A 25,102-nucleotide genomic window follows, 5' to 3' on the forward strand; every position below is an offset into this window, starting at 1 on the left:
CTCAGGCCCAGGGGCCGCGGCGCACCAGGTTCAGGGGTTCCTCGCCGCCGGCAAGCCGCCCGATCTGCTCCTTGAGCAGTTTGCGGATGCGCGGTACAAAGGCCCCGGTGTTGCCGCCCACGTGCGGGGTGATGATGGCGTTCGGTGCCTTCCACAGCGGATGGTCGGCCGGCAGCGGTTCGGGGTCGACGACGTCGAGCGCGGCGCTGAGACGGCCGGCCAGGACTTCGGCGGTGAGGGCATCGGTGTCCACGACGGGGCCGCGGGCCACGTTGACGACGAGCGCACCGTCCGGCAGCGCCGCGAGGACCTCCTTATTGATGAGATGGCGGGTCTGCTCGGTCAGCGGGGTGATTACCACCACCACCTCGGCGGTACCGGCGAGCTCCACCAGCTCATCCGCGCCGTGGACGGTTCCGTGTTCATCGGTGCGCGCCCGGCTTCCAACACGGGTCAGCTCGACTTCGAAGGGCTCCAGCCGCTGCGCAATGGCCGCTCCGATCCCCCCGACGCCCACCAGCAGGACCCTGCGGTCCGCCAGCCCCGGGTAGCGGCGGCTGTCCCAGGTTCCGCTTTCGGCATTGCGGACGGCTGCGTCGACGCCGCGGAGCGAGGCCAGCATCAGGGTTATGGCCAGCTCCGCGGTTCCGGCTACGTGGACTCCGGCGGCACTGGCGACGGCGACGTCGGGTCCCACCAGCTCGGGCAGACCGTCATAGCCCGTGGACTGGGCCTGGAGCATCTTCAGGTTGGGCACCCGGTCCAGCGCCTCCTTCCAGTCGCTGCCGGTTGCGTAGGGCAGGACGACGGCGTCAATGTCGCCGTACTCCAGCCCCTTCGGCTCGCCGGCTACGTCCCAGACACCCGCGCGTATGCCTTCGGGCAGCGGACTCATGGCTTCCAGGAGCTCTTGGGTGGGCAGGGTGATGGACCGGACAGGGCGGAATTCCTCATTCATGCCTGACAGCCTAGTCCCCGGCCCCAAGACCCCGGGGACCTCTGGACACCGGGCCGAAACCGGCCGTAACGTCGAGAAGCAGCCGGTGTTGCCCTGTTTCCGGTTCCCCCACCATTGGAAAGGCATCGAGGTGAAACGCTCTTCCCTGTTAACGTCAGCGGCCGTCCTCTCCGCTGCGGGTCTCAGCGCCGCCGCAGGTGCAGTGCTGCGCAGGATCCTGCGGCACGGTGCGGTGGAACAGGCGCTCCGGGCCAGCACGGGTGACGCCGACACCGGGCAGCTTCCCGTAGTCCCGGAAGCCGGCGGCACCCCGGCCAGCCCCCTTCCCGGATGGCGGGAGAGCCTGCCGGTCACGCCGGTTCCGCCCAACACCGTGACAGCCACGGTGCCGGAGCCCGCCGGCACCGGGAACTCCGCCGCCGCTGCCCGCTCCGCCGACGGGCGGGGCAGCGGCGGGGAGCCCGGAACCGACTCCGACTCCGAAGAACCGAAACCGGCGAGAACCTGGGTGGTGGACAACAGCTCCGACTGGGACGGAAATCCGCTGGAACTGGTGGTTACACCGGCCCGCGCCCGGCTGTTGAAAGGGCAGCCGGGCGCCGGTTTGGCGTGAAAGCCGGGGCTGGGAGCTCCGGTTTTTCTTTTTCCTGAAAGTGCTGGTAATGTTTCATGTCGTTGCGGCGAGCAAATCGAGCAGAAATGTCCGGCTTACTCGACAAAACAAAAGGCACCTCTAGCTCAATTGGCAGAGCATCTGACTCTTAATCAGAGGGTTCCGGGTTCAAGTCCCGGGGGGTGCACCAGAAAACCCCGCGCGGCCAGGATTCAATTCCTGGCCGGGCGGGGTTCTTTTTTGTCTGCCCTGATCTGCAGCGCACTCCGTCGCCCGGCTTCGCGGCCCCCACATCATCCCCCACGCCACCCCCCTTCTCCCCCGCCCTCACCCCGCACCTGCCCCGTCGTGCCCGCCCCGCACCCCCTGCAGCCTGGGTCCCCGCATTCCCGCATACTCGATGCCTTTCACCCTGCCGGGACGGCCAGCGGACATGACTTACATCTCACTCAGGCTTTTCATGCTCAAACTGTTCGCGGCGACCCGGAAACACTGGTAGTGTTGTCTGTCGTTGCGGATGACAAATCGCCGGTTCACACCGGCGCCAGACACCGCGACAGATGCACCTCTAGCTCAATTGGCAGAGCATCTGACTCTTAATCAGAGGGTTCCGGGTTCAAGTCCCGGGGGGTGCACAAATCAGGGAGCGGCTCAGCTCGGTGAAAACCGGCAGAGCCGCTCTTTTTTGTTGTTCCGCCGGCAGGAGAGCTGCGAACCCGGGCGGGGGGAGGATGCTCCCCGCCCCGCAACAGGTACGAAAGAGGCGCACCCCCCCGCAGGGGATGCGCCTCAACGAATCGTGGTGCTGCTAAGCGGTCTCGCCGGTCTTGGCGGCAGCTTCCGTCTCCGCGCCGGGCGCATCGCCCGGCAGGGTATCCGCAGCAATTTCTTCAACGGGCACCACCGGAATCGGCAGGCCCGGAACGTCCACGGCAAGCTGCCAGCGCGGGTTTCCGAGCTCCCTGATGACGTTGCGCAGCTGCCCGCGGAGTTGCTCGGACATCAGCTCGCCGCCTTCAATAAGCGTGCGCTCAATGTTCTGCGCCTCGCGCAGCGCTTCGACTCCCTGCGGAGTAATGGAGACCATGTGGCTGCGTCTGTCCAGATCATTCCGGACGCGGGCAACATGTCCGTGCGCTTCAAGGCGTGAGAGGGTCTTACCCATTGTCTGGGCCTGGACCCGGACAAGCTGGGCGAGATGCGCCTGTGTCATGGGCCCCTGGGAGTCGAGGACTCCCAGCGCGATCACTCCGGCGTGGGTCACGCCAATGCGGACCAGCCGTTCATTCCAGGCGTGCTCGACCAGACGCGCCGCCGTCGACAACAGGCGACCGGTGGGCCAGTGCTCCATATCGGGCATAAAACAGAACTCTTCCTTTCAGGGTGAGGATTCGATGGCCGATCGGATAACCTACAAATCCACCACATACTAGGATAGCCACCTATGAGGTGCGCTGTCGCGCTGTGACACAGCCGTATCGCCCATTGATACCAAGGAGAGACCTATGCCCCGCCTGTCCCCCGGCGAAAAAGCCCCGGACTTCACGCTTCCGGCCACCGATTCAGCATCTGTTTCCCTCTCCGATTTCCGGGGCCGCAGCACGATCGTGTACTTCTACCCGGCAGCGGCAACGCCGGGCTGCACCACCCAGGCCTGTGACTTCCGGGACAACCTGAACAGGCTCCAGGACGCCGGGTACGCCGTCGTCGGCATCTCCCCCGACCCCGTACCCAAGCTGGAGAAGTTCGCCGAAGCCGAACACCTCAACTTCCCCCTGCTTTCCGACCCCGACCATGCCGTGGCCGAGGCGTTCGGCGCCTGGGGCGAGAAGAAGAACTACGGCAAAGTTTATGAGGGACTGATCCGTTCGACGGTGGTCGTGGACCCCGAAGGCACCGTTTCCCTTGCCCAGTACAACGTCAAGGCCACCGGCCACGTCGCCAAGCTGGGGCGTGATCTCGGACTGGCCTGATCCTCGGGTACACTGGAGGCTGGTTTTGTGCCTTTTCGCGGAATGTGCGCGGCAGTGAAAGCCTGAGCGCGAGTGGCGGAATTGGTAGACGCGCTGGATTTAGGTTCCAGTGTCTTCGGACGTGTGGGTTCAAGTCCCTCCTCGCGCACAAAGAATGAGTCGGACATCGTTCACGGATGAGTCGCGGCACAGACAACACCCCGGTCTTCGGACCGGGGTGTTTTTTATTGCCGGCGCGTCCGTGACTTTGTTCCAGGGCGTGCACTGTGACGCGGCTCAAAACTTTTCCGGCCCGCAACCCATCCGGCCCCGGACCCGGGCCGAAGACCTTCTGAGACCTCGCACCAAGAGGTGTTCATACCAACCACGGGAGCCCGCCGAGCGGGACCCCGCCAGAAGGAGAAAAACCATGGCTTTCAAGACCCGCCGGAACATTTCCATCCTCGGAATCGCCGCCGTCTCCATGCTGGGCATGGCTGCCTGCAGCACCGACTCCTCCGACACCGCTTCCTCCGAGACCTCCGAATCGGGGATGGCTTCGGAATCCAGCATGTCGCCGTCGGCGTCGGAGACCATGAGCCCGGATGCCACCCCGGGCGAGTCCATGAGCGCCGATCCCGCAGCCAACCTCGTGGGCGGCAGCTGCGCCGACTACGCGGCTGCCGTTCCTGAAGGACCGGGCTCGGTTGAGGGAATGTCCCTTGATCCCGTTGCCACGGCTGCCTCCAACAATCCGATGCTCACCACCCTGACGGCAGCAGTCTCGGGACAGCTGAATCCGGACGTCAATTTGGTGGATACGCTGAACGGCTCCGAGTTCACGGTCTTCGCCCCCACGGATGAAGCCTTCGCCAAGCTCGACGCGGCCACCCTCGAAACGCTGAAGACCGATCCGGACCTGCTCTCCAGCATCCTGACCTACCACGTGGTCCCGGGCCAGATGACCCCGGATGAGCTCTCGGGCATGTATGCCACGGTCAACGGTGCCGAGGTTGACGTCACCGGATCAGGCGACAGCCTGATGGTTGACGAATCCGCCGTCGTCTGCGGCGGAGTCCAGACCAAGAACGCCACGGTTTACCTTCTGGACACCGTCCTGATGCCGGCGATGTAGCCCCACCGCATTCCCCGGCCGGCACCGGCCGCAGTACCGCACCGCAAAAGGCGGGCGCTCCCACCGGGAGCGCCCGCCTTTTGCGTGTCCAAATTGTGACCGCGCCGGGAGAGGAAATACCTCAAGATCCCGAGCAACCCATTAGGCTCTGTCCATACGTTTGTGTCCCACGACACACATTGGGCACATGCACCGCACGGCGCCCGCCATTTTTGCACGGGTAACACTCGCCCCAGAGGAGTTAGAACCATGTCATTTGCTGGCCGACCCATGAACGGTGCCCGCCCCAAGCGGCGCGCCGCAGCGATCACTGCAGGAATAGCGCTCAGCGCGCTGATCCTCTCCGGCTGTGCCCAGAGCGAGCGCGAGGAAGGCACCGACGACGGCGGCACCGCCTCCGAGGTGGACGGAACCTTCGTGTTCGCGGCGTCCTCCGACCCGAAGTCCCTTGATCCGGCTTTCGCCTTTGACGGAGAGTCCTTCCGCGTCAGCCGCCAGATTTTCGAAGGCCTGGTTGGTGTTAAGCCGGGAAGCGCGGACCCCGAACCGCTGCTTGCGAAGTCCTGGGAAACCTCCGAAGACGCCCTGACCTACACCTTCGAGCTCGAAGAAGGCGTCACCTTCCATGACGGCACCGAGTTCAACGCCGAGGCTGTCTGCGCAAACTTTGACCGGTGGTACAACTTCACCGGCATCCAGCAGGCCGACAGTGTCTCCTACTATTACGGCAAGCTGTTCAAGGGCTTCTCCGACTCCCCCGAAACGGCTACCTACGAGTCCTGTGAAGCGACCGGGGACTCCGAGGCCGTGGTTACCCTCGCCAAGCCGTTTGCCGGCTTCATTGCGGCGCTGTCCCTGCCCGCTTTCGCCATGCAGAGCCCGACAGCCATGGAGGAGTACGCCGCCAACGACGTCACCGGCACAGCCGAGGCCCCGAGCCTGAGCACCTATGCCAAGGAACATCCCACCGGCACCGGCCCCTTCAAATTCGGGACGTGGGAAGTGGGCAACCAGATCACCCTCTCCGCCTACGACGACTACTGGGGCGAGCAGGGCCAGGTCACCGACATCATCTTCCGCGTCATTGACGATCCCAACTCCCGCCGCCAGTCCCTGGAAGCCGGAACGATCGACGGCTATGACCTGGTGGCGCCGGCAGACACCCAGGTGCTGGCAGACGCCGGCTACAACGTTGTTGCCCGTGAACCCTTCACCATCCTCTACCTCGGCATGAACCAGAAAGTGGAGGAGCTGGCGGATCCGCTCGTGCGCCAGGCCATCGCCCATGCGATTGACAAGCAGGCACTGGTGGACCAGACCCTGCCGGAGGGCACCAAGGTGGCCAGCCAGTTCATCCCCGACGTCGTCAACGGCTACAACGAGGACGTCACCGAGTACGAATACGACCCGGAGAAGGCCAAGGAACTGCTGGCCGAGGCGGGCTACCCGGACGGCTTCACCCTGGACTTCAATTACCCCACCGGCGTCTCCCGCCCGTACATGCCCACCCCGGAGCAGGTCTACACAAACATCACAGCGCAGCTCGAAGAAGTCGGCATTACGGTCAACCCGCAGCCGAACAAGTGGTCACCCGATTACCAGGACCGGATCCAGGCCACCGAGGACCACGGCATCCACCTGCTGGGATGGACCGGAGACTACAACGACACCGACAACTTTGTGGGCGTGTTCTTCGGACAGGAAAAGCCGGAGTTCGGCTTCAACAATCCTGAAATCTTCACCGCACTGGAGGAAGCCCGCCAGGTGAGCAGCCTGGAGGAGCAGACTCCGCTGTACGAGCAGATCAATGAGGATATTGCGGCCTACGTGCCGGCCATCCCGCTGGCCCACCCCGCACCTTCGCTGGCCTTTGCCGAACGGGTGGACAGCTACCCCGCCAGCCCGGTCAACGATGAAGTGTTCAACAAGATCAAACTCAACAAATAAGCAGCACGCGGCCGGGGTCTCTGCGGAGGCCCCGGCCCTTCACTGTTTCCACTCCCTTCATCCAGCGGGTGCTCCCTGCTGAGAAAGGACTTCCGTGCTGCAAGTCATCGGCAAACGTCTTCTCATGCTGATCCCCACACTTATCGGTCTCTCCATCCTGTTGTTCATTTGGGTACGCAGCCTTCCCGGCGGACCGGCCACCGCACTCCTTGGAGACAAGGCCACGCCCGAAGCCATTGCCCGCATCAACGCCGCCTACGGCTTTGACCGGCCGCTCATCGAGCAGTACTTCACCTACGTCGGCAAGCTCCTCCAAGGCGATTTCGGCACCTCGATCGTGACCGGGCGGCCGGTCCTCGAGGAATTCGCCACCCGCTTCCCGGCAACCCTGGAACTGGCCGTGGTGGCGCTGATCTTCGCCATCGGCATCGGCATTCCGCTCGGCTACCTGGCAGCGACGCACTACGGACGCTTCTGGGACCACTCCTCGGTGGTGCTGTCACTGGTCGGCATCACCGTCCCCGTGTTCTTCCTGGCCTTCATCCTGAAATGGCTGCTGGCCATCCAGCTGCCGGTCTTTCCCCCGGACGGCAGGCAGGATCCCCGCATCGACGCCACGCACGTCACCGACTTCTATGTGCTGGACGGGCTGCTGACCCGCGAATGGGACGCCTCCTGGGACGCTGTGATGCACCTGATCCTGCCCGGCATAGCACTGGGCACCATTCCGCTTGCCATCATCGTGCGCATTACCCGTGCGTCCGTACTGGAAGTCCAGGGTGCGGATTACGTCCGCACCGCACGGGCCAAGGGCCTGATGGAAAAAACCATCCGCGGCCGCTTTGTGCTCCGCAACGCCATGCTTCCCGTAACCACGACCATCGGTTTGCAGACCGGCCTGCTGATTTCCGGCGCCGTGCTGACCGAGACGGTCTTCGCTTTCAGCGGCGTGGGGCGGTTTCTGCGGGATGCCATCTTCAACCTGGACTATCCGGTCCTGCAGGGGTTCATCATTTTCATCGCCATAGCCTATTCACTGATCAACCTGATCGTTGACGTTTCCTACGGCTTTATCGACCCGAGGGTGAGGGTTCAATGAGTACGATTCTCCCGCCGGCGCCCGGCGGCGCAGTCCGTCCCGACGAGCCCGTGCAGGTGGACACCCGCGGCAGCGGCATGTGGCGGTCCGCCTTCGCCCGGCTGCGGCGCAACCCTGCGGCCATCGCCGGAGCAGTCATTGTCGGGATCTTCATCCTGGTCGCCCTGCTGGCACCGCTGCTGGCACCGTTCGGCGGCGACGACCTGCCCGGACGGACCGAAATTACCCCCACGTCCATCCCCGGGCCCGGCGCCATTGCCGACTATCCGCTGGGACTGGACCGTTTCGGCGGTGATGTCCTCTCCAAACTGATCTGGGGCGCCCGGGCTTCGCTGATCATCGGGATTGTCTCCACGGCGCTGGGACTCGCGGGCGGCATGCTCCTCGGAGTCATCGCCGGCGGACTGGGCGGCTGGGTGGACAACGTCATCATGCGTTTCGTGGACATCCTGCTCTCCGTACCGAACCTCCTGCTGGCCGTGAGCATTGCCGCCATCCTGGGGCAGAACAGCTACGCGATCATGATCGCCATCGGGGTGTCGCAGGTGCCCATCTTCGCCCGGCTCCTGCGCTCGTCCATGATTTCCCAGCGCAGCGCCGACTACATCCTGTCCGCGCAGTCACTGGGGCTGAGCCGGCGGACCATCACTATGAGCCATCTGCTGCCCAACAGCATGGGTCCGGTCATTGTGCAGGGGACCCTGACCCTGGCCACCGCCGTGATCGACGCGGCGGCCCTGTCCTTCCTTGGACTCGGCGGCGGCAAGCCGCAGACGGCCGAGTGGGGACGCATGCTCACCTACGCGCAGAGTGAACTGGCGGTGGCGCCGCAGCTGGCGTTCCTGCCGGGCATCTGCATCGCCGTGACGGCGCTGGGCTTCACGCTGCTGGGTGAGTCCCTGCGCGAGGCACTGGATCCGAAAACACGGAAGAAGTAGCCCGGGAACGACATCTGCCGGCAAGAGTAGACGCACCAAAAAGAGGTGCCGCCCAGTTCAAGTTGAACTGGGCGGCACCTCTTTTCTTGCCGGAATGGTTGCCGGAATCCGCTCAGGAGGCCAGCTCGTCCTCGCCGATGTTCAGTTCGTTGCCCGGGATGGAGGCGAGCAGTTTGCGCGTGTAGGGGTGCCGGGGATTGGAGAAGACCTCCTCGGAGGACGCCGCCTCCACCAGTTCCCCGTCCTTCATGACGCAGACATAGTCCGAGATCAGCCGCACTACGGCCAGGTCATGGGAGATGAAGAGGTAGCTCAGCCCTAGCTCGGCCTGCAGGTCCCCCAGCAGTTTCAGGATCTGGGCCTGGACCAGCACGTCCAGCGCCGAGACCGGCTCGTCACAGACAATCAGTTCCGGCTTCAGCGCCAGGGCCCTGGCGATGGCCACGCGCTGGCGCTGCCCGCCGGAAAGCTCCGCGGGGTAGCGGCCCAGCATCGCGTGCGGCAGCGCCACCTGGTCCATCAGCTCCCGAACTCTGGCGGCCCGCTCGCTCTTGGACCCGCGCTTGTATGTTTTCAGCGGTTCGTCGAGAATCCGCTCGATCGTGAACATCGGGTCCAGCGAGGAGTACGGGTCCTGGAAAATCGGCTGGACCCGCTGCCGGAACTCGCGCAGCTTGCCCTTTTCCAGACCGCCGACATCAATTCCGTCGAAGGTCATGGTGCCGCTGGTGGGCTCAATCAGTTTCAGCAGCATCCGGGCGGTGGTCGTCTTACCGGAGCCGGACTCCCCCACGATGGCCACCGTCCGTCCGCGCGGGATGTCGAGCGTGACGTTGCGGGCCGCGTAAAAGTCCTCGGACCGTCCGCGGATCTTGAACACCTTCGTCAGGTCGCGGATCTCCACGATGTTGTCCGGGGCGGCCTTTCCTGCCACAGGGGCTTCGGCAGTCCCGCCGGGAGCAACGGCCGCACCGGCATCAGGCGCCGCGATGCCGGCCGCATTGGTGCCGGCGCCGCCGTCGTCCGCCAGCCCGGCAGTTCCGGAGTGCTCGGTGAAAACCTCTTCGGCCAGTCTCAGCCGCTGGGCCGCCGGCACAGTGAAGGCCCCGGGGCTCAGCCGCACCGCCGCCACGCTGGGAGCGGCCGCCACCAGGGCCTGCGTGTAGGGATGCTGCGGATCCTCGAGAAGCTGGCGGGCGGGGCCGGTTTCCACCACCAGGCCCCGGTGCATCACCACCAGCTCGGAGGCGCGTTCGGCGGCCAGCCCCAGGTCATGGGTAATGAGCAGCACCGAGGTCCCCAGCTCATCGGTCATCCTTCCGATCTGGTCCAGAATGGTCCGCTGGACGGTCACGTCAAGGGCCGACGTAGGCTCGTCGGCAATCAGCAGCCGCGGACGGCAGGCGAGACCAATGGCGATCAGCGCGCGCTGGCGCATGCCGCCGGAGAACTCGTGGGGATACTGCTTGGCGCGTTCGGCGGCGTCGGGCAGGCCCGCCGCGGTGAGGACCTCGATGACTTTCCGGTCCAGGTCCTTGGACGTGGCCATGCCGTGCACCAGGAGGGTCTCCGCCACCTGGGTGCCGATCTTCGTGACCGGATTCAGATTGGACATGGGATCCTGCGGCACCAGGCCAATGGACCGGCCCCGGATGGCCCGCATTTTGGCCTCCGGCATTCCCACCAATTCTGTGCCGTCGAAACGGATACTGCCGGCAGCTACCTTGCCGTTGCCCGGCAGCAAGCCAATGACAGCCATTGCCGTGGTGGACTTCCCCGAGCCGGATTCGCCGACGATGGCCAGTGTCCGGCCCTTGCCGATCGAAAACGAGGCATTCTTAACCGCCTGGACTTCGCCGTCGGTCGTGCGGAAATTCACCGCGAGATCGGTCACCTCAAGCAGGGGAATGTCAGGGCTCATTTCAGTCATTTCCCTATCCTGCCTTACTTGAAGCGACGGTGTGAGCCGTGTCTCACAGCCTTTTACCAGTTTTTTATCATTTAGACTGGCAATCCACGCAAAAAGCTCCCGCAAGTGCCGGGCCGCTTGGCGCGGAACCACCGTTTGGCGCACCATGTGGCAACGCCGCCGGCAATCACCGTTAGAGAAAAACCAGGGATGGAGCGTCCCGGAGGAGAACAGCAGCTGTGACAGATCCCGGCATCGGCCGCCGCTCCTTCCTGAGGGCCGGTGCCCTGCTCGGCGCCCTGGCCCTCGCCGGATGCACCGCCGCCCCGCCCGACGCCGAAGCCACCGCGTCAGCGTCCGCCTCCGGCACGGCGGCGGGCGCACCCGATGCCACCTTCACGTTCGCCACCGCGGCCCGCCCCGCCGGCCTGGACCCGGCCCTGGCCACGGACACCGAAAGCCACCGGATTACCCGCCAGATCATGGAAGGCCTTGTCGGGGTGGATCCCCTGACCTCGGCACCCACTCCGCTGCTGGCCGAGAGCTGGACCCAGTCCGAAGACGGCCGCATCTACACCTTCAAGCTGCGCAGGGGCGTCACCTTCCACGACGGTGAACCCTTCAATGCCGACGCCGTGTGCGCCAACTTCGACCGCTGGTACAACCTGCCGGCATCCGCCCGCGGCTCCGGCCACCTCGCCTATGAGTCCGTCTTCAACGCCTATTCGGACAGCCCGGCACTGGCGGTGTACAAATCCTGCACCGCTGTGGATGAATACACTGTCAGCATTGAACTGGCCACCCGGCTTGCCGCGTTCATTCCCGCGCTGGCCTCGCCCGAGTTTGCCATGTCTTCCCCGAAGGCCCTGCAGCAGTTCAATGCCGATGCCCTGACCAGCGACAAAGACGGCCAGAAAATTTCCGACTACGCCTCCCACCCGGTGGGCACCGGGCCCTTCTCCCTTCAGTCCTGGGACGGAGACGAAGTGCGTCTGGAAGCGTACCCGGAGTACTGGGGCGAACGCGGCCAAATCGCCACCCTTGTCTTCAAGACGATGACCAGCCCGGCCAGCCGGCTGCGCGCACTGAAAACCGGCGAGGTGGACGGCTACGACCTGGTGACTGTCTCCGACGTGGACGATCTGGCCCGCAACGGAATGCAGATCCTGCAGCGCGACCCCTACTCGGTCATGTACCTGGGGATCAACCAGGCCTTCCCGGGCCTGGAGAACATCAAAATGCGCCAGGCCATTGCGCATGCCATCGACAAGGATGCCCTGCTGGACGGGCTGTTCCTCAACGGCACCAAGCAGGCCAACCAGTTTGTGCCCGAAAAACTCGGCGTCAGCTCGGGATCCGTCACCACCTACGGCTACGATCCGGAACGGGCGGCGGAGCTGCTCAAGGAAGCCGGATACGACGGCGCCGAGCTGCCGTTCCACTACCCCCGCCACGTCACGCGCGCCTACCTGCCGACGCCGGAACGCGTGTACGCGGAACTTAGCCGCCAGCTCACCGCCGCGGGACTGAACATCAAGCCGGTTCCGGTGGAATGGTCCGATGACTATGTGCAGAGCGTGCAGCGCAGCGGAGACCGCGCCCTGCACCTGTTCGGCATCAGCGGCACCTATGACGATCCGGACAACTTCGTGGGAAGCCTCTTCGGCAGCTACACCGAGGAATTCGCCTACGACGACGCCCAGCTGCTGAGCAAGATCGACCGGGCCCGGACGCTGGACTCGGGGCCGGAGCAGACCGAGGCATACACGGCCATCAGCGACCGTATTTCCACCCGGGTTCCGGCCGTGCCGCTGGCCTTCCCCATCTCCGCGCTGGCGTGCTCCCCCCGGGTTGCCGTCTATCCCACCTCTCCCCTCCTCAACGAGGTCTTCAACCGGATCGAGCTGCGCGAGCAGTAACTCCCCGACGCCCGTACTCCGGGAAGCAAGAGGGTGATTTTAGTACGGGCCCCGGGAGCGATACGCTTCTAGGGCTAGCGCCCTCGCGACTGGAGATACGAAGTTGACTGCTAATAGCCCCGCGGACACGTCCGCAACAAAGACCGATGTACTGCTGATCGGCGGCGGCATCATGAGCGCGACCCTCGGGGCGTTCCTGAAGCAGCTGGCGCCGGACTGGGACATTTCCCTGTTTGAGCGCCTCGACCGCGCCGGCATGGAAAGCTCGGATCCCTGGAACAATGCCGGGACCGGCCACGCCGCGCTCTGCGAACTGAACTACAGCCCCGCCTCGGCCGACGGTTCCGTTGACCCGGCCAAGGCCGTAGGGATTAACGAACAGTTCCAGGTTTCCCGCCAGTTCTGGTCCCACATGGTCTCTTCCGGCCATATCTCGAACAACTTCATCAACCCGCTGCCCCACATGAGCTTTGTCTGGGGTGACGCGCACTCCGAGTACCTGCGCCGCCGCCACGAGTCGCTGAGCGCGCAGCCGCTGTTCAAGACCATGGAATTCTCCGAAGACCACGCCAAGGTGGCCGAATGGGCTCCGCTGATCATGGAAGGCCGGGATCCCTCGCAGCGGATTGCAGCCTCCCGTGTAGCCGGCGGCACCGACGTCGACTTCGGCGCCCTGACCCGTGAACTGACCGGGTACCTGGGCGACAACGGCGTGGAAATGAATTTTGGCCACGAGGTCAACAACGTTTCCCGTTCCTCCAGCGGCGGCTGGGACGTCAAGGTCAAGAACCGTGCCACCGGCCAGTCCCGCACGGTGTCCGCCCGCTTCGTCTTCATTGGCGGCGGCGGCGGCGCCCTGCACCTGCTGCAGGCCTCCGGCATCCCCGAGGGCAAGGGTTTCGGCGGTTTCCCCGTCTCCGGCCAGTTCCTGCGCTCCACGGATGAGTCGATCATTGCCCGCCACAACGCCAAGGTCTACGGCCAGGCCTCGGTGGGCGCCCCGCCCATGTCCGTTCCGCACCTGGACACCCGGTTCGTCAACGGCAAGCGTTCGCTGCTGTTCGGCCCGTACGGCGGCTTCTCCCCCAAGTTCCTCAAGGGAGGTTCGCTGCTGGATCTGCCCGGCTCCGTGCGCCCGGACAACCTGGTGCCGATGCTGGCCGTTGCCAAGGACAACATGTCGCTGGTGAAGTACCTGATCACCGAGGTGCTGAAGACCCGCGAAGGCAAGACGGCGGCCCTTCAGGAATTCATGCCCGGCGCCGTCACCGACGGCTGGGACCTGATCACCGCGGGCCAGCGCGTCCAGGTCATTAAGAAGGACCCGAAGAAGGGCGGCGTGCTGCAGTTCGGCACCGAGCTCATCACCGGAGCCGACGGCACCATCGGCGCCCTGCTGGGTGCGTCCCCGGGTGCGTCCACTGCCCCGCCGATCATGGTGAACCTGCTCAAGCGCTGCTTCCCCGCGGACTTCCCCGGCTGGGAGCCCAAGCTCAAGGACATGATCCCGGGCTACGGCGTCAAGCTCAACGAGAATGAGTCGCTGCTCGAGGACATCACCAAGGACACCAACCGCGTCCTCGGCCTGAGCTAGCCGCACCCGTTTTACCCGTGGGACCGGGCCGACCCATCCGGTTGGCCCGGTCCTTCGAACACTCTGCACCGGAACGGTTCGCCTGCCCGGAACGTTTTGCCGATCTACGTTAGTTCAGTCCTCCCTAAGGCAGGCTCATGGACCGTTTGGCCAAGCTTTCCCTCTCCAACCGGGCGCTCATTGCCCTGATCACCGTCTTCACGGTGGTCTTCGGCGTGATCTCCATGGGCTCCCTGAAACAGGAGCTCATCCCGTCCCTGGAGTTTCCGCAGATCACCGTGATCACGGCGCTGCCCGGTGCGTCCCCGGAGGTGGTGGACAAGCAGGTCAGCGAACCGCTGGAAGGCGCCCTCACCGCCGTCGAGGGCCTTGAATCCTCCTCCGCCACCTCGCGGTCCTCAATCTCCACCATCAATCTGACCTTTGCCTACGGCACCGATCTGGACCGCGCCCGCGGCCAGGTGGACCGGGCCATCTCCAACGCCCGGCAGCTGCTGCCCGAGGACACCAACCCGCAGTCCCTGGCCGGCAGCATCAGCGACTTCCCCATCGTGTACCTGGCCGTCTCCTCGGACCAGCCGCTGGCCGAGCTCAACGCAGACCTGCAGCGGCTGACCGTACCGCGGCTGCAGAAGATCGAAGGCGTCCGGACCGCCGAAGTCACCGGCGGGTCCACCCGCAGCATCGCCATCCTTCCCGACCAGGCGGCGCTGGCCGCCCTGGGCGTCTCGCCGTCGGCCATCTCGGAGGCGCTGGAAAACAGCGGGGCCCTGGTGCCGGCCGGCACCGTTGCCGAAGACACCCGGTCACTGCCCATCCAGGTCGGCAGCCCGCTGGACAGCCTGGAGAAAATCTCCGCGCTGCCGCTTGAATCCACCCGGGATTCCGGCAGCGACGACGACGGCGCCCCCGTGACCATCGGCGACGTCGCCTCCGTGGACATCACCGAAGATGAAAACACCTCGATCACGCGCACCAACGGGGAGCCGACGCTTGCCGTCTCCATCACCAAGACACCGGCCGGGGATACGGTGGGCATCTCGCACGAGGTGCTGGATCTGCTGCCGTCGCTGCAGGACGAGCTGGGCAACGGGGCAAAGTTCACTGTGGTCTTCGACCAGGCGCCCTTCATCGAGGAGTCCATTTCCAACCTCACCACCGAAGGCATCCTGGGCCTGGGGTTTGCAGTCCTGGTGATCCTGGTCTTCCTGCTGTCGGTGCGCTCCACCCTGGTCACCGCCGTCTCCATCCCGCTGTCCCTGCTGGTGACGTTCATTGGGCTGCTGGCCTTCGGGTACTCGCTGAACATCCTGACCCTGGGCGCCCTGACCATCGCGATCGGCCGGGTGGTGGATGACTCCATTGTGGTCATTGAAAACATCAAGCGGCACCTGGGATACGGCACGGACAAGCGCACCGCCATCCTGACCGCCGTCCGTGAAGTGGCCGGCGCCATCACCGCCTCCACCCTGACCACCGTGGCCGTTTTTGCGCCGATCGCCTTCGTGGGCGGCCTGTCCGGTGAACTGTTCCGCCCGTTCGCCATCACCACGTCGCTGGCGCTGCTGGCCTCCCTGCTGGTATCCCTGACCATTGTTCCGGTGCTGGCGTACTGGTTCCTGAAGTCCTCCCGGCCGGTCGCCGATCCTGCCGCCTACCGCGCCGAAGTGGAAGCCAAGGAGTCCCGGACCCTCCTGCAGCGCGGGTACCTGCCGATCCTGCGCGGCACACAGCGCCACCCCGCCTACACCCTGGCCGCCGGCCTTGTCGTGCTGGTCGGCACCGCGGCCATGACCCCGCTGCTGCAGACCAATCTGCTCGGGGACACCGGGCAGAACACGTTCAGCGTGCGGCAGGAAATGCCGCCGGGCACCTCGCTGGAAACCACCTCGGCTGCTGCCGAAGAGGTGGAGGAGGTGCTCAGCGGCACCGAGGGCGTCAGGGACGTCCAGGTCACCATGGGTACGTCGAACTCCGGCTTTGCCGCCTTCACCGCCGGCGGGTCCGCGGTGGCCTCCTTCACCGTGATCACCGAACCGGGCGTGGATCAGGTGGCACTGCGGGAAACCGTCAGCAATGAACTGGAGAACCTGGACGACGACGCCGGGAACGTCACGCTGGGAACCACCGGCGGCGGCTTCGGCACCTCCAACACGGTGGACATCAGCCTCTCCGCCGGAGACCCGAATGAGCTGCAGCCGGCCTCCGAGCAGCTGGTGGAGGCCATGTCCAAGCTGCCGTCCGCGGGCGAGGTCACGAGCAACCTTTCCTCGTCCTCCCCCGTGGTGCAGATTTCGATTGACCGGGCCAAGGCCGTTGAGGCCGGGCTGAACGAACAGCAGATTGCAGGGCTTGTGGCCTCCACGCTCAGCCCGCTCCCGGGCGGAACCGTCCGGATCGGCACCGATGACTTCCCGGTGCTTATCGGCGAGGGCACCCCGATTACGAGCGTTGAGCAGCTCAGTGCAGTGCCGGTGCCGGCCGGCTCGGGCAGCGTGCCGCTGAGCTCCCTGGCCACGGTGGAGGAAGTGGATGTGCCGACGTCGATTTCCTCCTCCGGCGGCGAGCGCACCGCGGTCGTCTCCGTGGCCCCTGCGGGCGACAACCTGGGGGCGGCGATCACCGAGGTGCAGGCCCAGCTGGAGGACATGGAGCTGCCGGCCAGCGTCACCGCCACCCTCTCCGGTGCCGCCACCCAGCAGAACGAGTCCTTCACGCAGCTGGGACTGGCCCTGCTGGCAGCGATTGCCATTGTGTACGTCATCATGGTGGCCACGTTCAAGTCGCTGATCCAGCCGCTGATCTTGCTCGTGTCCGTTCCGTTTGCCGCCACCGGAGCAATCCTGCTCCTGCTGGTCACCGGGGTGCCGCTGGGCCTGCCCTCCCTGGTGGGCATGCTGATGCTGGTCGGAATTGTGGTCACCAACGCCATCGTGCTGGTGGACCTGATCAACCAGTACCGGCGCCCGCACGAGGGCCGGCCGGGGATGAACGTGTCCGACGCCATCATGCGCGGGGCACGGCAGCGCCTGCGGCCCATCCTGATGACCGCGCTCGCGACGGTGTTTGCGCTTACTCCGATGGCACTGGGCGTTACCGGCGAAGGCGGCTTCATCTCCCGGCCGCTGGCGATTGTGGTGATCGGCGGCCTGGTCTCCTCCACCGTGCTGACCCTGATCCTGGTGCCGGTGCTCTACCGGCTGGTGGAGGGCTCGCGGGAGAAGCGCGCAAACCGGCACCGCCACTCCGCCGACCGGACACCCGCCGAGTCCGGTCCGGCCCGGGCCTGAGCCGGCGGTCGGCGCAGAACGAGGTGCCGGGAATGATTGTCCGGCCGCCGGAGTTACGGGTAGTACATGCAAATGCATATACTTAGGGCAGGCAGATTTGTCATCCGCCGGCCAACCATTGGAGGACACCATGCAGATCGGCGTATTCAGCGTCAGCGACATCACCCGCGACCCCGTCACCGGGCGGACGCCCACTGAAGGTGAACGCATCAAGTCGGCCGTTGCCATCGCCAAGAAGGTCGAAGAGATCGGCATGGATGTCTACGCCACCGGCGAGCACCACAACCCGCCGTTCTACGCCAGCTCACCCACCACACTGCTGGGCTACATTGCCGCCCAGACCGAGCGGATCATCCTCTCGACCGCCACCACGCTGATCACCACCAACGACCCGGTGAAGATCGCCGAGGACTTTGCCATGCTGCAGCACCTCTCCGACGGCAGGGTGGACCTGGTCCTGGGCCGGGGCAACACTGCTCCCGTCTACCCCTGGTTCGGCAAGAACATGCAGGACTCGGTGGAGCTGACCGTGGAAAACTACAACCTGCTCCGCCAGCTCTGGGACAAGGACACGGTGAACTGGGAGGGGAAGTTCCGCACCCCGCTGCGCAACTTCACGTCCACGCCGCGGCCGCTCGACGGCGTCGCACCCTTTGTCTGGCACGGCTCCATCCGCACGCCGCAGGTCGCGGAGATTGCCGCCTACTTCGGGGACGGCTTCTTTGCCAACAACATTTTCTGGCCGAAGGAGCACTACATTCAGCTCATCAGCCTGTACCGCGAACGCTACGAGCACTATGGCCACGGCCGCGCGGACCAGGCGGTGGTGGGCCTGGGCGGCCAGTTCTTCATGCGGAAGAACTCGCAGGACGCGGTGAACGAATTCCGCCCCTACTTCGACAACGCGCCGGTGTACGGCCACGGCCCCTCGATGGAGGATTTCACCGCGCAGACTCCGCTCACCGTGGGCAGTCCGCAGGAGGTCATCGAGAAGACCCTGTCCTTCCAGGAGTACTTCGGCGACTACCAGCGCCAGCTCTTCCTTATTGACCATGCCGGACTGCCGCTGAAAACGGTGCTTGAGCAGCTGGACCTCTTTGGGGAGTACGTCCTGCCGGAACTGCGCCGCGAATTTGACGCCCGCCGCCCGGCCGATGTCCCCGACGGCCCCACGCATGCCGCACGGGTAGCCGCCCTTAGTGCGGCGTCACGTACATCCGCTGCCTCTTCTCTTCAGTAGGCTAGAGACATGTCCCTGGATACCAGCAGCGTCCCCGTTCGACAGGCAGCCGAAACCTGGGAGTCCCTCTTCCGGACCCAGGTGGGTGTCATGCGGAGGCTCCAGAAGGATCCTGCCTTCAAGGAACTGACCATGCGCGAGTATGACGTGCTGTTCAACCTCACCCGCTGCCCGACCGGCTGGACCCGGCTGAATGAACTGAATGAGCACCTGCTGATCAGCCAGCCCAGCCTCAGCCGCATGGTGGAGCGGATGGAAGCCAAGGGGCTGCTCCAGCGCCGTCCGGCCGAGAATGACCAGCGCGGCGTCGAGCTGGCGCTGACCGACGCAGGCCGGGACCTGCAGCGCCGGCTGGGCCGCGCGCATGTCCAGGGCATTCACGAGCTGCTCTCCCCGGCGCTCAGCAGCGAGGAGCTCCTGCAGCTGAAGTCCCTCACCGACAAGGTACTGGCGAGCCTGGCCGCCAGCGCGGACTAGCATGCGGCCGTGAGAACCTACAGCGCCGGCGACGTTCCCGACCAAAGCGGCAAAACCGCCGTCGTCACCGGCTCCAACAGCGGTCTGGGGCTGCAGACCGCCCTCGTTCTTGCGGCGAAGGGCGCACGCGTGGAGCTGGCCTGCCGGGACGCCAAGCGCGGCGAAGCGGCAATGGAGCGCATCCGAGCCGAAACAGGGAACGACGACGTGCGGGTGCGGCAGCTGGACCTGGGCTCGCTGGAGTCCGTCCGCGCCTTCGCCGCGGCGCAGGAGCGGCCCGTGGACCTGCTCATCAACAACGCCGGCGTCATGGCAACCCCGCACCGCACCACCGCCGACGGCTTCGAGCTCCAGTTCGGGGTAAATCATCTGGGGCACTTCGCCCTGACCGGGCTGCTGCTGCCGACGCTGCGCGCCGCCCCTGCTCCGCGCGTCGTCACCGTCTCCAGCCTGGCCCACCGCGGCGGAAAGATCGACTTCGACGACCTGGCCGCCGAACGGAGCTACCGGCCGTGGGCACGCTACAACCAGAGCAAGCTGGCCAACCTGCTGTTCACCTTCGAGCTGAACCGCCGGCTCCAGGCCCGCGGCGAAAACCTGGTGGCCGCCGCAGCCCACCCCGGATTCGCCAGCACCAACCTCACCGCCGGCATGCACCACCCCGCCACCCTGGATCTCCTCGGCGGCTTCTTCCGCCTGCTTGGCCAAAGCGGGGCCCGCGGGGCGCTCCCCGCCCTCTATGCCGCGACTGCTCCCGGCGTGCGGGGCGGAGACTTTTACGGGCCGGACGGTCCCGGCCAGCTGCGCGGCAAACCCGCCCCGGTGACGCCGGCCCCGCAGGCCCGCGATGCCCTGGCAGCCCGGCGGCTCTGGGACGTCAGCACCAAGCTCACCGGCGTGGTCTTCGAAGGCCTGGACTAGCTCAGGGACCGGTCGTGCCGGTGCCGGCGGCCGGCAGGGGAACGTCGGCAAAGGCCAGCCGCGGCACCAGCAGCAGCAGGCCCGCGGCCAGGAAGCCTGTTGCCGAGCACACGGCCCACACCGTGAGGTAGCCCGAGAGCGGAGCCGCCGTCTGCAGCCCCGCACCGCCGGCAAGGGCATCAGTTGCCGCGCTCATCAGCGCTATCCCGAACACCGCCGAGGCAAAGGACCCACCGATGGTTTTGGTGGTGTTTGTCAGTCCGGTCGCCATCCCGGTGCGGTTGAGCGGCGCCGCAGCTGCCGCGGCGGAGGGCAGCGCGGCGACGAGGGCTCCCGATCCCAGGCCGGCAACGACCATGTTGGTCAGGGTCTGCGCCAGCGAGTCGTGGAAGGGCAGGAAAAGCAGATACCCGGTTCCCACCAGTGCCGCCGCCCCGCTGAGGGTAAGCCGCGGCGTTGTGAACCGCGAAACGACGGGGAAGAGCAGCGCTCCGATGAGCACCGACAGGACATAGGACCCGATAATCACGGAGACGCTTCCGGCGTCGAGCCCCAGCCCGTAGCCGTGCACCTGGCTGTCGGTGCGCGCAAACGTGGACATGGGGGCTTGGGCGCCCAGGACGGAAATCCCGAACAGGCCGGCGGTGAGCTGGACGGGCCACATGGTCTTCTCCCGCAGCATCCGGAAGTCCACCAGCGGGTCCGGCCGGCCCAGTTCCCAGCGCACAAACGGCACAAAGGCAGCCGCCCCCGCCAGCAGGACCGCCCAGACCCACCAGGTGCCGGGGCCGTTGATCCGCAGGAAGCTCAGTCCTGAGGTCAGCAGCAGCAGTCCGACGGCGAGCAGCAGGAATCCCCCGGTGTCCAGGACGCCGCCGGCGCGCTCCTGCGCCCGGGTCTCGGGCACGCCGAAGTGGACGGCGGCGATGCACAGTGTCACTGCCGCCGCGGGGACCATCAGGGTGAGCTCCAGCCTGTCGGCGAAGAGCTCCACCAGCACGCCGGCGGCCAGTGCGCCCGCGATCACGCCGAATTGCAGGGCTCCCACCAGCAGGCCCGCCGCCTTGCGGGTCAGCGCGGCCCGTCCCGGGAGTGCGGCGGAGCGGCTGAAGATCAGCGCAATTTCCAGCGGAAGCCAGACAACGTAGAAGCCCTGCAGCGACCAGGCCGCGAGAAACGTCCAGAAGTCCGGGGCGAAGGCCACGCCCCAGGAAGCAGCCGCGGTCAGCACGGTGGAGACCAGCAGGATTCGCTTGTGCCCGTAAATGTCGCCGAGCTTCGCCAGGACCGGGACTGCGAGCGCGCTGAGCATCAGCTGGGCGGCTTCGAACCAGTTCACGTCGCCGTCGGCGATGTCCAGGTTGCGGGCAATATCCGTGAGGATGGGAGTGTAGTACCCCTGCAGAATGCCGCTGGTGATCTCGACCAGGGCCAGGAAAAACACCACCGGCCCGAGCGAGCGGAGGCCGCGGCGGCCGACGTCGGCGGCGGCAGTCACTGCCCCGCCCCGAGGCTGCGCAGCAGCCGGGTGTAGAAGATGATGCCTTCCCCGAACGTCTTCACCCCGAGGCATTCGTTGTCGCCGTGGACGCTGGCCCGTGCCTGCCGGTCCATCCGGAACGGGGCGAACCGGTACACGGCGTTGCAGATGTCCGTGAAGCGCCGCGAGTCGGTTCCGCCCAGCATGATGTAGGGCGCCGGGACGGCATCGGGAAAGACGTCCGTAATGGTCTGCGCCAGCAGGGCGAACTGGTCATTGTCCGTTGCGGACACCGGAGAGGGTTCATTGCCTTCAACCACGCGCAGGGATACGGACGGGTCGCGGATGATCCGTCTCAGGCGCTTGATGGTTCCCTCCACCGTGTCCCCCACGGCGACCCGGATATTGGCGTTGGCCGTGGCCCGGGACGCCAGGACGTTCGCGGCACTGCTGCCCTGCAGCTGCGTCACCGCCACCGTGGTGCGGGTCAGCGCTTCCGACTCTCCGCCCATGCGGGCCAGGATCCTGGTGAGCGGAGCCCGGAAGAAACCCATATTCCCGAAGACCAGGCCCGCCGGAAAGCGGGCCGCGGGTGCCAGCCGTCCGAACATTTCGACCGTCGGACCGGGCAGGGCGGCGGGCAGCGGATTCTCGTCAAGCCGAACGATCGCCCGGGCCAGGCGGGCGGTGGCACCGCGGCGGTGCGGCGTGGACGCGTGTCCCCCGGGGTCCTCCGTGGACAGTTCCACGTCAAGGATGCCCTTTTCGGTGACACCCACCACTGCCACCGGGCAGTCCACGAAGGGAAAGGCCTGTGTTGCCACTGCTCCGCCTTCATCCAGGACCATCCACGGACGGATGCCCCGGCCTTCCAGCAGCGCGGCGGTTACCCCCGCGGTGGTGCCTGATGCTTCCTCGTTGTTCCCGAACGAGAGGTAGACGTCCCGTGCGGGCGTGAAGTCCTCCGCCAGCAACAGTTCAACGGCCTGCAGGATTGCTGCCAGGGAGCCCTTGTCATCCAGGGTTCCGCGGCCCCGGATCATGCCCTCCGATATCTCTCCGGAGAAGGGCGGATGCTGCCAGGCCTCCGGGTGGGCCACGGGGACGACGTCGTAGTGGGCCATCAGCACCAGCGGAGCGCCCGCGGCCCCGGCACCGGTTCCGGAACTGCCCGGGGCATCGCCGCGGCCGGGCTCGGCTTTCCAGTGGTAGAGCAGCCCGTAGCCGTTCACCCGTTCCAGGCCGAGGTGCCGGTGGACCAGGGGAAACAACTCGGGCAGCGCCCGGATGAAGCCGTCGAACTCACCGATCTCGATGTCCTGCGGCTCCCGGGAAGATACGGTCCGGTACGTGATGAGGCGGGAGAGTTTCGGAGCGGCAGCCGCCCCGGCTTCCGCTGCCGCGCCGGCACGCTCTGATCCGGTGGTCTTCGGTTTCATGCCCCGAGTGTAACGGGGGCCACACCGGCGGCGTGAGACCCGCCGAGGCGTCCCACTGCGGCAACGGCACCGGCCACCGCCTCTGCCGCCTGATCAATCTCGCGCTCGCCGAGGGCTGCGGTAAAGGTAAACCGCACGGCGGTCTGGGCGGTTTCCCGGTCCAGTCCCATGGCGGTCAGCACAGCGGAGGGTTCATCGGAACCGGCGGCGCAGGCGGAGCCGCTGGAGCACAGCACCCCGGCCCGTTCCAGTTCCAGCAGCACCGCTTCGCCCGAAGTCCCCGGAAAACAGAAGGATGCATGGCCGGGCAGCCGCTCAGTCCGGTGCCCGGTGAGGCGGGCACCGCGGACCCGGTGCAGCACGGCGTCGATCAGGCGGTCCCGCAGCGCTGCCGCACGGCCGGCGCCGCCCTCCCGTTCCGCTGCCGCCAGGACCAGCGCTGTTGCCATTCCCACCGCTGCCACCACGTTCTCCGTGCCGGATCGCCGGCCGCGTTCCTGGCCTCCGCCGTGCAGAAGCGGTTCAAGGGCCGTCGCTCCGCGAAGGTACAGCAGCCCGGTGCCCTTGGGCGCACCGAGCTTGTGGCCGGACAGGCTCAGCGCGTCCACGCCCAGGCCGGTGACGTCCAGGTCCAGCCATCCGCCTGCCTGGACGGCGTCGGTGTGGAACGGCACCGCGGCTGCACGGCAGTGCGCGGCGATCTCCCGGATGGGCTGGACAGTGCCCACTTCGTTGTTCGCGTACATCACGGAACACAGCACCGTGGCAGGGGTCAGGGCGGCGGCAGCCTCCGCCGGATCCACCCGTCCGGCGGCATCCACCGGCAGCAGGGTCACGGTGAAGCCGTGCCTGCGCCGCAGATACTCCAGCGATTCCAGCACCGCGGGATGTTCGACGGCGGTGGAGACGACGTGCGGCGCGCGGCCGTTTCCGGCGGCCCCGGACAGGCGGTCGAGCCCGGCCAGGGCCAGGCCCTTCACCGCCAGGTTATCCGCTTCGGTTCCCCCGGAGGTGAAGATGATCTCCGCCGGCCGGCACCCCAGCACCGACGCCGCCGCCTCCCGGGCCGACTCCAGCGCCCGTGCCGCGGCCTCCCCAACCGAGTGGCGGCTGGACGGATTGCCGAACCCGCCGGTCAGGAGGGGCCACATGGCTTCCAGCACTTCTCGCCGCGGAGGGGCGGTGGCGGCGGCGTCCAGGTAGATCACACCAGGTCCAGCCCCAGGTCCAGGGCGCGGACACTGTGGGTCAGGGCCCCGGCGGAAATAAGATCCACTCCGGTGGCGGCGATCTGCGCCACCGTTGCCAGGTTCACGTTTCCGCTGGCCTCCGTCAGGGCACGGCCGGCAACCAGTTCCACGCCCAGGCGGAGGTCTTCCGGACTGAAGTTGTCCAGCAGCACGGTGTCGGCCCCGCCTGCGAGGGCTGCTTCGATCTGGTCCAAACGGTCCACCTCCACTTCGAAGTGCACCGTGTGCGGAAGCCGCGCCTTGGCCGCCGCGAGCGCCTGCGCCAGGTCCAGTCCGCCGGCGGCAAGCAGCGCCAGATGGTTGTCTTTCGCCATGACGGCGTCCGAGAGGCTGAAGCGGTGGTTATGCCCGCCGCCGCACCTCACGGCGTGCCGTTCCAGGATTCTCAGGCCCGGAGTGGTCTTGCGGGTATCGGTAATCCGCGCGGCGGTGCCGGCGGCCCGGGCGACAAAGGCCGCCGTCAGGGTGGCGATGCCGCTCAGGCGCTGGGCCAGGTTCAGCGCGACCCGTTCCGCCGTCAGGACGGCACGGGCCGGGCCGCTGATCTCAGCCAGGACGCGTCCGGCGTCGAACGGTTCCCCGTCGCGGACCCGGAAGTGCACTGCTGTTTCCGGTGACACCAGGCGGAACGCGGCCTCGATCACCTGCGTTCCGCAGAAGACGCCGGCTTCCCGCGCGGTCAGGACGGCCGAGGCCCGCGCGTCCCGGGGAACGAGCAGCTCGGAGGTCAGGTCACCCCACGGTGCGTCTTCGGCGAGCGCAGCGGCAACGATGCGGTCCACCGCTTCCTGCGGCACGGGCACCGGCACGGGATCTGCGGCGTGCCGGGCCGGCGCAGTGCCGGGTGTGCTGTCGTCATCCAGTGTGCTCCCTTCCTGTCTGCTGTCATCCGGTGTGCTGTCATATTCGGTATCGGGTGCGGTGTTGGGACTCTTCATGGA

19 protein-coding genes and 3 tRNA genes are annotated in these 25,102 nt (G+C 66.4%); 15 read left to right on the top strand and 7 right to left on the bottom strand.

Annotated elements, in window-relative coordinates; translation table 11 throughout:
- Position 1 precedes the first annotated feature (1 nt).
- On the bottom strand, positions 2-958 hold the full coding sequence (locus M1D40_RS12265; RefSeq protein WP_461169000.1) for a 2-hydroxyacid dehydrogenase: 957 nt from the start codon (positions 956-958) through the stop codon (positions 2-4).
- Between the two features lie 130 nt (positions 959-1,088).
- Here M1D40_RS12265 and M1D40_RS12270 point away from each other — a divergent pair, with 130 nt between their 5' ends.
- The 3 genes from M1D40_RS12270 (at position 1,089) to M1D40_RS12280 (ending at position 2,206) form a co-directional block, all read left to right on the top strand.
- A complete protein-coding gene (locus M1D40_RS12270) occupies positions 1,089-1,571 on the top strand; it encodes a hypothetical protein (protein WP_461169001.1) in 483 nt (160 codons plus the stop codon).
- A 114-nt stretch (positions 1,572-1,685) separates the two neighbouring features.
- Positions 1,686-1,761: transfer RNA gene (locus M1D40_RS12275), tRNA-Lys, on the top strand.
- A 372-nt stretch (positions 1,762-2,133) separates the two neighbouring features.
- Positions 2,134-2,206: transfer RNA gene (locus M1D40_RS12280), tRNA-Lys, on the top strand.
- A gap of 173 nt (positions 2,207-2,379) precedes the next feature.
- Here the strand turns inward: M1D40_RS12280 and M1D40_RS12285 are convergent.
- A complete protein-coding gene (locus tag M1D40_RS12285; RefSeq protein WP_341393707.1) occupies positions 2,380-2,931 on the bottom strand; it encodes a MarR family winged helix-turn-helix transcriptional regulator in 552 nt (183 codons plus the stop codon).
- Between the two features lie 145 nt (positions 2,932-3,076).
- Here M1D40_RS12285 and bcp point away from each other — a divergent pair, with 145 nt between their 5' ends.
- The 6 genes from bcp (at position 3,077) to M1D40_RS12315 (ending at position 8,642) form a co-directional block, all read left to right on the top strand.
- The gene (bcp, locus tag M1D40_RS12290; RefSeq protein ID WP_341393706.1) at positions 3,077-3,544 is read left to right on the top strand and encodes a thioredoxin-dependent thiol peroxidase; all 468 of its coding nucleotides are present in this window, start codon (positions 3,077-3,079) and stop codon (positions 3,542-3,544) included.
- A gap of 66 nt (positions 3,545-3,610) precedes the next feature.
- Positions 3,611-3,692, top strand: a tRNA-Leu gene (locus tag M1D40_RS12295).
- A gap of 261 nt (positions 3,693-3,953) precedes the next feature.
- Positions 3,954-4,658 (top strand): fasciclin domain-containing protein, encoded by a 705-nt coding sequence (locus tag M1D40_RS12300; RefSeq protein WP_461169002.1) that lies wholly within the window; start codon positions 3,954-3,956, stop codon positions 4,656-4,658.
- Between the two features lie 249 nt (positions 4,659-4,907).
- A complete protein-coding gene (locus M1D40_RS12305; protein ID WP_461169003.1) occupies positions 4,908-6,605 on the top strand; it encodes an ABC transporter substrate-binding protein in 1,698 nt (565 codons plus the stop codon).
- A gap of 94 nt (positions 6,606-6,699) precedes the next feature.
- Positions 6,700-7,704, top strand: coding sequence for an ABC transporter permease (locus M1D40_RS12310; RefSeq protein ID WP_341393704.1), 1,005 nt, complete (start codon positions 6,700-6,702; stop codon positions 7,702-7,704).
- A complete protein-coding gene (locus M1D40_RS12315; RefSeq protein WP_341393703.1) occupies positions 7,701-8,642 on the top strand; it encodes an ABC transporter permease in 942 nt (313 codons plus the stop codon). The genes M1D40_RS12310 and M1D40_RS12315 overlap by 4 nt, the downstream gene beginning before the upstream one ends.
- Positions 8,643-8,754: 112 nt before the next feature.
- Here M1D40_RS12315 and M1D40_RS12320 read toward each other — a convergent pair whose 3' ends face one another.
- Positions 8,755-10,572 carry a dipeptide ABC transporter ATP-binding protein gene (locus tag M1D40_RS12320; protein WP_461169004.1) on the bottom strand — a complete coding sequence of 606 codons (1,818 nt, stop codon included), beginning with the start codon at positions 10,570-10,572 and terminating at the stop codon, positions 8,755-8,757.
- A 218-nt stretch (positions 10,573-10,790) separates the two neighbouring features.
- Between M1D40_RS12320 and M1D40_RS12325 the strand changes: the two genes are divergently transcribed.
- From M1D40_RS12325 to M1D40_RS12350, 6 genes are all read left to right on the top strand, one after another.
- The gene (locus M1D40_RS12325) at positions 10,791-12,470 is read left to right on the top strand and encodes an ABC transporter substrate-binding protein (protein WP_461169005.1); all 1,680 of its coding nucleotides are present in this window, start codon (positions 10,791-10,793) and stop codon (positions 12,468-12,470) included.
- 103 nt (positions 12,471-12,573) lie between these two features.
- Positions 12,574-14,064, top strand: a complete 1,491-nt coding sequence (locus M1D40_RS12330; RefSeq protein ID WP_341393700.1) for a malate:quinone oxidoreductase — start codon at positions 12,574-12,576, stop codon at positions 14,062-14,064.
- Positions 14,065-14,201: 137 nt separating this feature from the next.
- On the top strand, positions 14,202-17,354 hold the full coding sequence (locus M1D40_RS12335; protein WP_461169006.1) for an efflux RND transporter permease subunit: 3,153 nt from the start codon (positions 14,202-14,204) through the stop codon (positions 17,352-17,354).
- Between the two features lie 130 nt (positions 17,355-17,484).
- Complete coding sequence (locus tag M1D40_RS12340) at positions 17,485-18,594, top strand: LLM class flavin-dependent oxidoreductase (protein ID WP_461169007.1); 1,110 nt, start codon at positions 17,485-17,487, stop codon at positions 18,592-18,594.
- 9 nt (positions 18,595-18,603) lie between these two features.
- Positions 18,604-19,071, top strand: a complete 468-nt coding sequence (locus M1D40_RS12345; RefSeq protein ID WP_341393697.1) for a MarR family winged helix-turn-helix transcriptional regulator — start codon at positions 18,604-18,606, stop codon at positions 19,069-19,071.
- A gap of 9 nt (positions 19,072-19,080) precedes the next feature.
- Complete coding sequence (locus tag M1D40_RS12350) at positions 19,081-19,992, top strand: oxidoreductase (protein WP_461169008.1); 912 nt, start codon at positions 19,081-19,083, stop codon at positions 19,990-19,992.
- Position 19,993: 1 nt separating this feature from the next.
- Here M1D40_RS12350 and M1D40_RS12355 read toward each other — a convergent pair whose 3' ends face one another.
- The 4 genes from M1D40_RS12355 to nadC are packed head-to-tail and all read right to left on the bottom strand — an operon-like array spanning position 19,994 to position 25,099.
- A complete protein-coding gene (locus tag M1D40_RS12355) occupies positions 19,994-21,490 on the bottom strand; it encodes an MFS transporter (RefSeq protein WP_461169009.1) in 1,497 nt (498 codons plus the stop codon).
- Positions 21,487-22,911 (bottom strand): M20/M25/M40 family metallo-hydrolase, encoded by a 1,425-nt coding sequence (locus M1D40_RS12360; protein ID WP_461169010.1) that lies wholly within the window; start codon positions 22,909-22,911, stop codon positions 21,487-21,489. Before M1D40_RS12360 ends, M1D40_RS12355 begins: the two co-directional genes overlap by 4 nt.
- Positions 22,908-24,119, bottom strand: coding sequence for a cysteine desulfurase family protein (locus tag M1D40_RS12365; RefSeq protein WP_461169011.1), 1,212 nt, complete (start codon positions 24,117-24,119; stop codon positions 22,908-22,910). The genes M1D40_RS12360 and M1D40_RS12365 overlap by 4 nt, the downstream gene beginning before the upstream one ends.
- Positions 24,116-25,099: a carboxylating nicotinate-nucleotide diphosphorylase gene (nadC, locus tag M1D40_RS12370; RefSeq protein ID WP_461169012.1), complete on the bottom strand. Its 984-nt coding sequence runs from the start codon at positions 25,097-25,099 to the stop codon at positions 24,116-24,118. The genes M1D40_RS12365 and nadC overlap by 4 nt, the downstream gene beginning before the upstream one ends.
- Positions 25,100-25,102: the final 3 nt, after the last annotated feature.

Source organism: Arthrobacter sp. Z1-15 (assembly GCF_054792395.1).